Source organism: Shinella sp. (assembly GCF_052438155.1).
In the GTDB taxonomy this organism is placed as follows: domain Bacteria; phylum Pseudomonadota; class Alphaproteobacteria; order Rhizobiales; family Rhizobiaceae; genus Shinella.
This window is the reverse complement of sequence record NZ_JBQVPI010000025.1, coordinates 54,734-61,061: the sequence shown is the minus strand read 5'-3', so window position 1 is coordinate 61,061 and position 6,328 is coordinate 54,734. Positions and strand designations below refer to the sequence as shown.

The 6,328-nt window shown below is 61.9% G+C and carries 5 protein-coding genes and 2 pseudogenes; 5 read left to right on the top strand and 2 right to left on the bottom strand.

The window, feature by feature from the left end; genetic code table 11:
* Positions 1–330 (top strand): annotated as a pseudogene (locus tag ACT6VE_RS28285) (DDE-type integrase/transposase/recombinase); the annotation flags it as partial.
* A gap of 7 nt (positions 331–337) precedes the next feature.
* On the opposite strand, the pseudogene ACT6VE_RS28280 reads toward ACT6VE_RS28285, so the two are convergent.
* Together ACT6VE_RS28280 and hutC are read right to left on the bottom strand one after the other, a co-directional pair.
* A pseudogene (locus tag ACT6VE_RS28280) lies at positions 338–541 on the bottom strand (IS481 family transposase); the annotation flags it as partial.
* 206 nt (positions 542–747) lie between these two features.
* Positions 748–1,488: a histidine utilization repressor gene (hutC, locus tag ACT6VE_RS28275; RefSeq protein WP_444801628.1), complete on the bottom strand. Its 741-nt coding sequence runs from the start codon at positions 1,486–1,488 to the stop codon at positions 748–750.
* A gap of 510 nt (positions 1,489–1,998) precedes the next feature.
* On the opposite strand from hutC, the gene ACT6VE_RS28270 reads away from it, so the two are divergent.
* From ACT6VE_RS28270 to ACT6VE_RS28255, 4 genes are all read left to right on the top strand, one after another.
* Positions 1,999–3,033 (top strand): ABC transporter substrate-binding protein, encoded by a 1,035-nt coding sequence (locus tag ACT6VE_RS28270; RefSeq protein ID WP_444801627.1) that lies wholly within the window; start codon positions 1,999–2,001, stop codon positions 3,031–3,033.
* Between the two features lie 99 nt (positions 3,034–3,132).
* Positions 3,133–3,990, top strand: a complete 858-nt coding sequence (locus tag ACT6VE_RS28265) for an ABC transporter permease (RefSeq protein WP_444801626.1) — start codon at positions 3,133–3,135, stop codon at positions 3,988–3,990.
* Complete coding sequence (locus ACT6VE_RS28260) at positions 3,983–4,813, top strand: quaternary amine ABC transporter ATP-binding protein (RefSeq protein WP_069062576.1); 831 nt, start codon at positions 3,983–3,985, stop codon at positions 4,811–4,813. Before ACT6VE_RS28265 ends, ACT6VE_RS28260 begins: the two co-directional genes overlap by 8 nt.
* The gene (locus tag ACT6VE_RS28255; RefSeq protein WP_444801625.1) at positions 4,806–6,293 is read left to right on the top strand and encodes an HAL/PAL/TAL family ammonia-lyase; all 1,488 of its coding nucleotides are present in this window, start codon (positions 4,806–4,808) and stop codon (positions 6,291–6,293) included. The genes ACT6VE_RS28260 and ACT6VE_RS28255 overlap by 8 nt, the downstream gene beginning before the upstream one ends.
* The last annotated feature ends 35 nt before the right edge of the window (positions 6,294–6,328 follow it).

Below are 6,328 nucleotides of genomic sequence, written 5' to 3'. Positions count from 1 at the left end.
CGGCAGTTCTTCGCTCCCGCGCCGAACATGCTGTGGCTTTCCGATTTCACCTATGCGGCAGCCTGACAGGGCTTTGTTTACGTGGCCTTCGTGATCGACGCCTTCGCCCGCCGCATCGTCGGTTGGCGGGCAAGCCGGACTGCTCATGCAGGCTTCGTCCTCGCTACCCTCGAATGGGTCGGCTGGTTCAGCAACCGCCGCCTTCTGGAGCCCATCGGAAACAGTCCACCCAACGAGGCCGAGAACAATATTTTGCCATGGTGGACGCACCAGCATTGGCTGCATAACTTAAACCAAACGGTCTCCGATAAACCCGGGGCGGTTCAGTGACGGCCTATTCTTCGAGGGAGAGAATTGTCGAGTGTGGGTCCTTCGAGCCTGTCGCAAGGTCGGCCAACGATGTCCGTTTCTTCCATTTAGCTACTGTCTTTGGGTTGATCCCATATTGCTTCGAAAGTGCTCTCAGGCTCTCTTCACTATTTTGTATCGCTCGACGGATTGCCTCTGTCGTCGTGGCGCTCCCGTGTAAAACCTGGCCTATAGTGCTTCCCTCCATTCCAAGGAAAATGATGCACCATCAAACGCTGGGATCAAATACCTAGCCAAAGGGCTTCTGAAGGGTGGCAAATCGTCCATACGCTGATGGCACGACTTTCGGCAGCAGCATTTCGGCATGAAGGCTCATCGTCGGATAGCCAGATATTTGGGCCGTCAATCCATCGTGAAGCGCCGCCGCCGCCTCTCATGTCAAAAGTTGCTCTGAAGCCGATAGCGCGAGCCCGGATAAAGCAGGCGTACCGTCGTCACCACGCGATCTTGCGACCAGGTTCGGCGGCGGATGAGGATGCAGGGCTCCGACCGGGCAATCGCCAGCAGCTTGCATTCCCAGGGCTGCGGCAGCACCGCTTCGATGAACTGTTCCGTCTTGGCGATGGGCGCGATGCTGGTCAGAAAGGCGTTCGGCGTCGTGCTCGAAAAATCCTGCTCCAGATAATCCGGTGCGACGGCGGGATTGACGAAGCGATCCTCCAGCTGGATCGGCACGTCATCCTCGTTGTGCACGATGACGGAGTGAAAGGACTGGGCGCCGATATCGAGCTCCAGCGCGGCGGCGAGTTCATGCCCGCAGGTCTCGGCCTGGGCGAGGATGAGTTCCATGCGATGAACCGCGCCGCGCTCCAGAATCTCATCGGCTATATTGCGCACGCCGAGCGCCAACGCGCTACGCTTTTTCGGTGCGACGAAGGAACCCTTGCCCTGCACGCGGGTGATCACGCCCTCGTTGGCAAGCTCGCGAAGCGCCCGGTTTGCCGTCATGCGGCTGACGCCGAGCGTATCCACCAGCTCGTTTTCAGATGGAATGCGATGGTTGACCGGCCATTCGCCGGTTTCGATGCGCGCCCGGATCTCGGTCTTCATACGCTCGTAGATCGGCGCAGCACGGTCTTTCGCGTCCCTTGCCAAAAGGCCGGTTTCTTCGTTCAGCATCGCCTCGGCTCCCCGCATTCCAATCAGCATCCGCCTATAGGTTCTATACGACCAAGGTAAGCATGCTTTTTGATTCACGTCACTTTCTTGTCTGGCGGAAACCACGAAGTCACATATACAACTTCGGCATCTCTCACCAACTTTCCTATACAGCTTCCGACAAATGAACGAATTACGCAAGCATGGCGTAAAATTCAGCCGAATTGTGAACACAGGCAACCTGGCAAGATGTATCGCGTCAGAAAATTGCCCGTTGCCCGCCAGTTTCGCAATATTCAGCCCCACCACCCTCGAGAGACGCAACAACACGATCGCTACCCTCGCGACTCCCTCTGAAAGCGACAAAAAATGTCGCCGCTAGACGCGCACCACCGCATGCAGAAAAGGATAGTTGTCTACCAAGTTGTATAGTGAACTTCACGAAAGGTTCTGCATGCATGACGCCGCCCCGGCGGCCTTTCAAAATCTCTGGTTTTCAATGTTACCATCATCAAAAAAAGGGGAACTGACATGCTGAATTCCAAACTAAAATACGCACTTCTCACCGCCGTCGCCCTCATCGGTGGCTCCGCCGGCACGGCGCAGGCCTCCTATTGCAGCGACGGCAAGACCGTCACTTTCGCCGGCATCGACTGGGAAAGCGGTGCCTTCATCACCGAAGTCATGAAGGAAATCCTCGCCAAGGGTTACGACTGCAAGGTCGACTCGATCCCCGGCAACTCGGTGACGCTGGAACAGGCGACCGCCAACAACGACGTGCAGATCTTTGCCGAAGAATGGATCGGCCGTTCGGACATATGGAACAAGGCGGCGGCGGCCGGTCAGGTGAAATCGATCGGAAAAACCTTCGTTGGCGCCGCCGAGGGCTGGTTCGTGCCGGAATATCTGGTGAAGGGCGATGCCGAGAAGGGCATCGAAGCCAAGGCGCCGGACCTGAAGAGCGTCGAGCAGCTCTCCGACCCGAAGATCGCCGAACTGTTCAAGGATCCGGAAGAGCCGTCCAAGGGTCGCTTCCTGAATTGCCCGTCGGGCTGGACCTGCGAAGGCGTCAATACGGCCAAGCTCGCTGCCTACAAGCTCGGCGAGACTTACGTGAACTTCCGCCCGGGCACCGGCACGGCGCTCGATGCCGCGATCGCCTCCGCCTATCTCCAGGGCGAGCCGATGCTGTTCTACTATTGGAGCCCGACGGCGATCATGGGCAAGTACAAGCTCATCCAGCTGGAAGAGCCGGCCTACAACGACGCCTGCTGGAAGGAACTGACCAGCGCCGACGGCAAGCGTGACGCCGGTTGCGCCTTCCCTTCCGTGGAAGTGGCTTACGGCGTCAACAGCACCTTTGCCAGCGAAGCACCAGACATCATGGAAATCCTCGAAAAGGCGACCTTCCCTCTGGACGAGGTCAATGCCAGCCTCGCCTATATGACCGACCAGAAGGTCGATGCCGTCGCAGCCGCCAAGAACTTCCTCCAGACCAAGTCCGACGTCTGGGGCGGCTGGGTCTCGGCGGAAGCCAAGGCGCGCATCGAAGCGGCCGTCAAGTAATCGCAGGGCTGCGCGCCGGTTTTTTGGCGCGCAGCCTTTTCCCGTCAGGACAGGGGCCGACCGCCGGCAGGGTGGTGGGCGCGCGCGAGGATTTCATCGATGTTTCCTGAAGCTTTCCATATCTCCATTCGAGGCCCCATCAACGACTTCGTGCAGTCGCTGGTGGTGAATTACGGTTTCGTCTTCAAGGCGATCTCGCACACACTCCTTCAGGCGATCCTCTTCGTGGAGTGGATCCTGCGCGGGCTGCCCTGGTGGGCCGTCTTCCTCGTCTTCCTGGCGCTGGCCTGGTTCGCGTCGAAAAAGATTTCGCTGGTCGTCATCGTCGCGGTCATGCTGTTTGCCGTCGGCGCGCTCGGGCTCTGGGACCTGACGATGCAGACGCTGGCGCTGATGCTGATCGCCAGCCTCATCTCCGTCGCCATCGGCGTTCCGATGGGCATCTGGCTTGCGAAAAGCGAGCTGATGCGGCGCATCACGCTGCCGGTGCTCGACGTCATGCAGACCATGCCGAGCTTCGTCTATCTCATTCCGGCGATCATGCTCTTCGGCCTCGGCAAGGTGCCGGCGGTGCTCGCCACCATCATCTATGCCGTGCCGCCGCTCATCCGCCTCACCGATCTCGGCATTCGCCAGGTGGATGGTGAAGTGGTGGAGGCTGCAACAGCTTTCGGCGGCAGCCCGCCGCAGATCCTCTTCGGCGTCGAGCTTCCGCTCGCCACGCCTACCATCATGGCCGGCCTCAACCAGACGATCATGATGGCGCTCTCCATGGTCGTCGTCGCCTCGATGATCGGCGCGCGCGGCCTCGGCGAGCAGGTGCTGAACGGCATCCAGACGCTCGACGTCGGCAAGGGGCTGGAAGCCGGCCTCGGCATCGTCATTCTCGCCATCGTGCTCGATCGCATCACGCAGGGTTTTGGCCAATCCAGCCGGAAGGAACGCGGCAATGACTGACATCGCAATCCGCAACGTTTCCAAGATCTTCGGTGGCAACTGGAAGACCGCGTTGGCGATGACCAAGGATGGCGCCGACAAGACGGCGATCCTCGCCAAGACCGGATGCAGCGTCGGCCTCGACAATGTCAGCCTTGACATTCCGGGCGGCCGCGTCTTCGTCATCATGGGGCTCTCGGGCTCCGGCAAGTCGACGCTGGTGCGCCACATCAACCGCCTGATCGAGCCGACCAGCGGTGAAATCCTGGTCGATGGCAGCAATGTGCTCGACCTGAAGCCGAAGGACCTGCGCGACTTCCGCAACCGCCGAGTCAGCATGGTGTTCCAGAATTTCGGGCTGATGCCGCATCGCACCGTGCTGCAGAACGTCGTCTACGGCCAGCGCGTGCGCGGGCTCACCAAGGACGATGCCAAGCCGATCGGCATGAAGTGGATCGAGACGGTCGGCCTTGCCGGCTACGAAAACAAGTTCCCGCACCAGCTTTCCGGCGGCATGAAGCAGCGCGTCGGCCTGGCGCGGGCGCTGGCGGCCGATACCGACGTCATCCTGATGGACGAGGCCTTTTCCGCGCTCGACCCGCTGATCCGCGCCGACATGCAGGACCAACTGCTCCAGCTCGAAAAGAACCTGCACAAGACCATCGTTTTCATCACGCACGATCTCGACGAGGCCTTGCGTATCGGCGCGCAGATCGCGATCCTGAAAGACGGCAAGCTGGTGCAGGTCGGGACCCCGAGCCAAATCCTCAACAGCCCCGCCAACGACTATGTCGCCCGCTTCGTGCAGCGGCGCGCCGGCGCAGGAGAAAGCCAGCATGCCTGAGACGATCGTCCTCGATCGCCCCCTCACCTGGCAGGAGATCGCCGCCGTCGCGAAAGGCGCGGCGCTCTCCCTGTCGGACAAGACATGGCAGCGCATCGCCGATGCGCGTGCCATCGTTGACGCGCTCGTGGCCAAGCGCGTGCGCGGCTACGGCATCAATACCGGCGTCGGCGCACTCTGCGACGTGATCGTGGACATTCCCGAGCAGCAGGCGCTGTCGCGCAACATCCTGCTCAGCCATGCCTGCGGCGTCGGCGGGCCGCTCGGCCGGGAAGAGACCCGCGCGGTGATGGCCGCTCAGATCGCCAATTTTTCCCATGGCTATTCCGGCGTGCGCGTCGAGACGGTCGAGACGCTGCTGGCGCTGCTCAATGCCGATATCCTGCCGGTCATCCCGTCGAAGGGATCGGTCGGTTACCTCACCCACGCCGCCGCTATCGGCCTCGTGCCGATCGGTGAAGGCGAAGCGCGTCATAAAGGCGAGACGATCTCCGGCCGGCAGGGCATGGAGATGCTGGGTCGGACGCCGCTGGTGCTCGGCGCGAAGGAAGGCCTCAGCCTCGTCAACGGCACGCCTTGCGCAACCGGTCTTGCAAGCCTCGCCGTTGCCCGCACGGTGCATCTGCTCGATTGGGCCGATACCGCCGCCGCGATGAGCTACGAAAATCTCGGCGCACAGGCGGACCCTTTTGCCGCCGCGCCACTGGCACTACGCACCTCGCCCGGTCTCCAGACGGTCGGTGACAATCTTCGCCGCCTGCTGGCTGGCAGCCCGTTGCTCGCGCAATCCGCAGGGTCGCGCACGCAGGATCCGCTCAGCCTTCGCGGCGTGCCGCAGGTGCATGGCGCGGTGCGCGACAGCGTCGCGCAGATTGCCGAGGTCGTGAACCGGGAACTTTCGAGCGTGACCGACAATCCGGTGGTCGCGGGCTCGCCGGAAGCGCCCGAGGTTCACTCGCAGGCGCACGCCATCGGCGCCGCGCTTGGACTAGCCATGGATGGGCTCGCCGTCGCGGCTGCCGAGCTTGCTGCCATCTCCGAGCGCCGCATCGACCGGCTCGTCAACCCGCTCGTCAGCAACCTGCCCGCCTTTCTCGCGGAAGGCAGCGGCGTGGCCTCCGGGTTCATGATCATTCAGTACACGGCGGCCGGCCTCGTTGCCGAAAACCGCCGCCTCGCCGCCCCCGCCAGTCTCGACGGCGGCATTACCTCTGCCCTGCAGGAAGACATTCTGACACACGCCACCCCGGCGGCGGACAAGGCGCTGGCCATCATCACCAATCTGGAAACCGTTCTGGCAATTGAGGTGATGAGCGCGACGCAGGCCTATGACATGCAGCCGAGCCAGAGCGGCAAGGCGGCAGGCACCGGAGCCCTTTACGAGCGCGTCCGCACTGTTGTGCCGATCTATCGCGACGACCGGCCGCTCAACGGCCTGCTTGCGAGCGTGCGGAACCTTCTCCGTACGACCGCGGCATAGTGAAACCCCCTCCCGGCAAAACCGGGAGGGGCAAA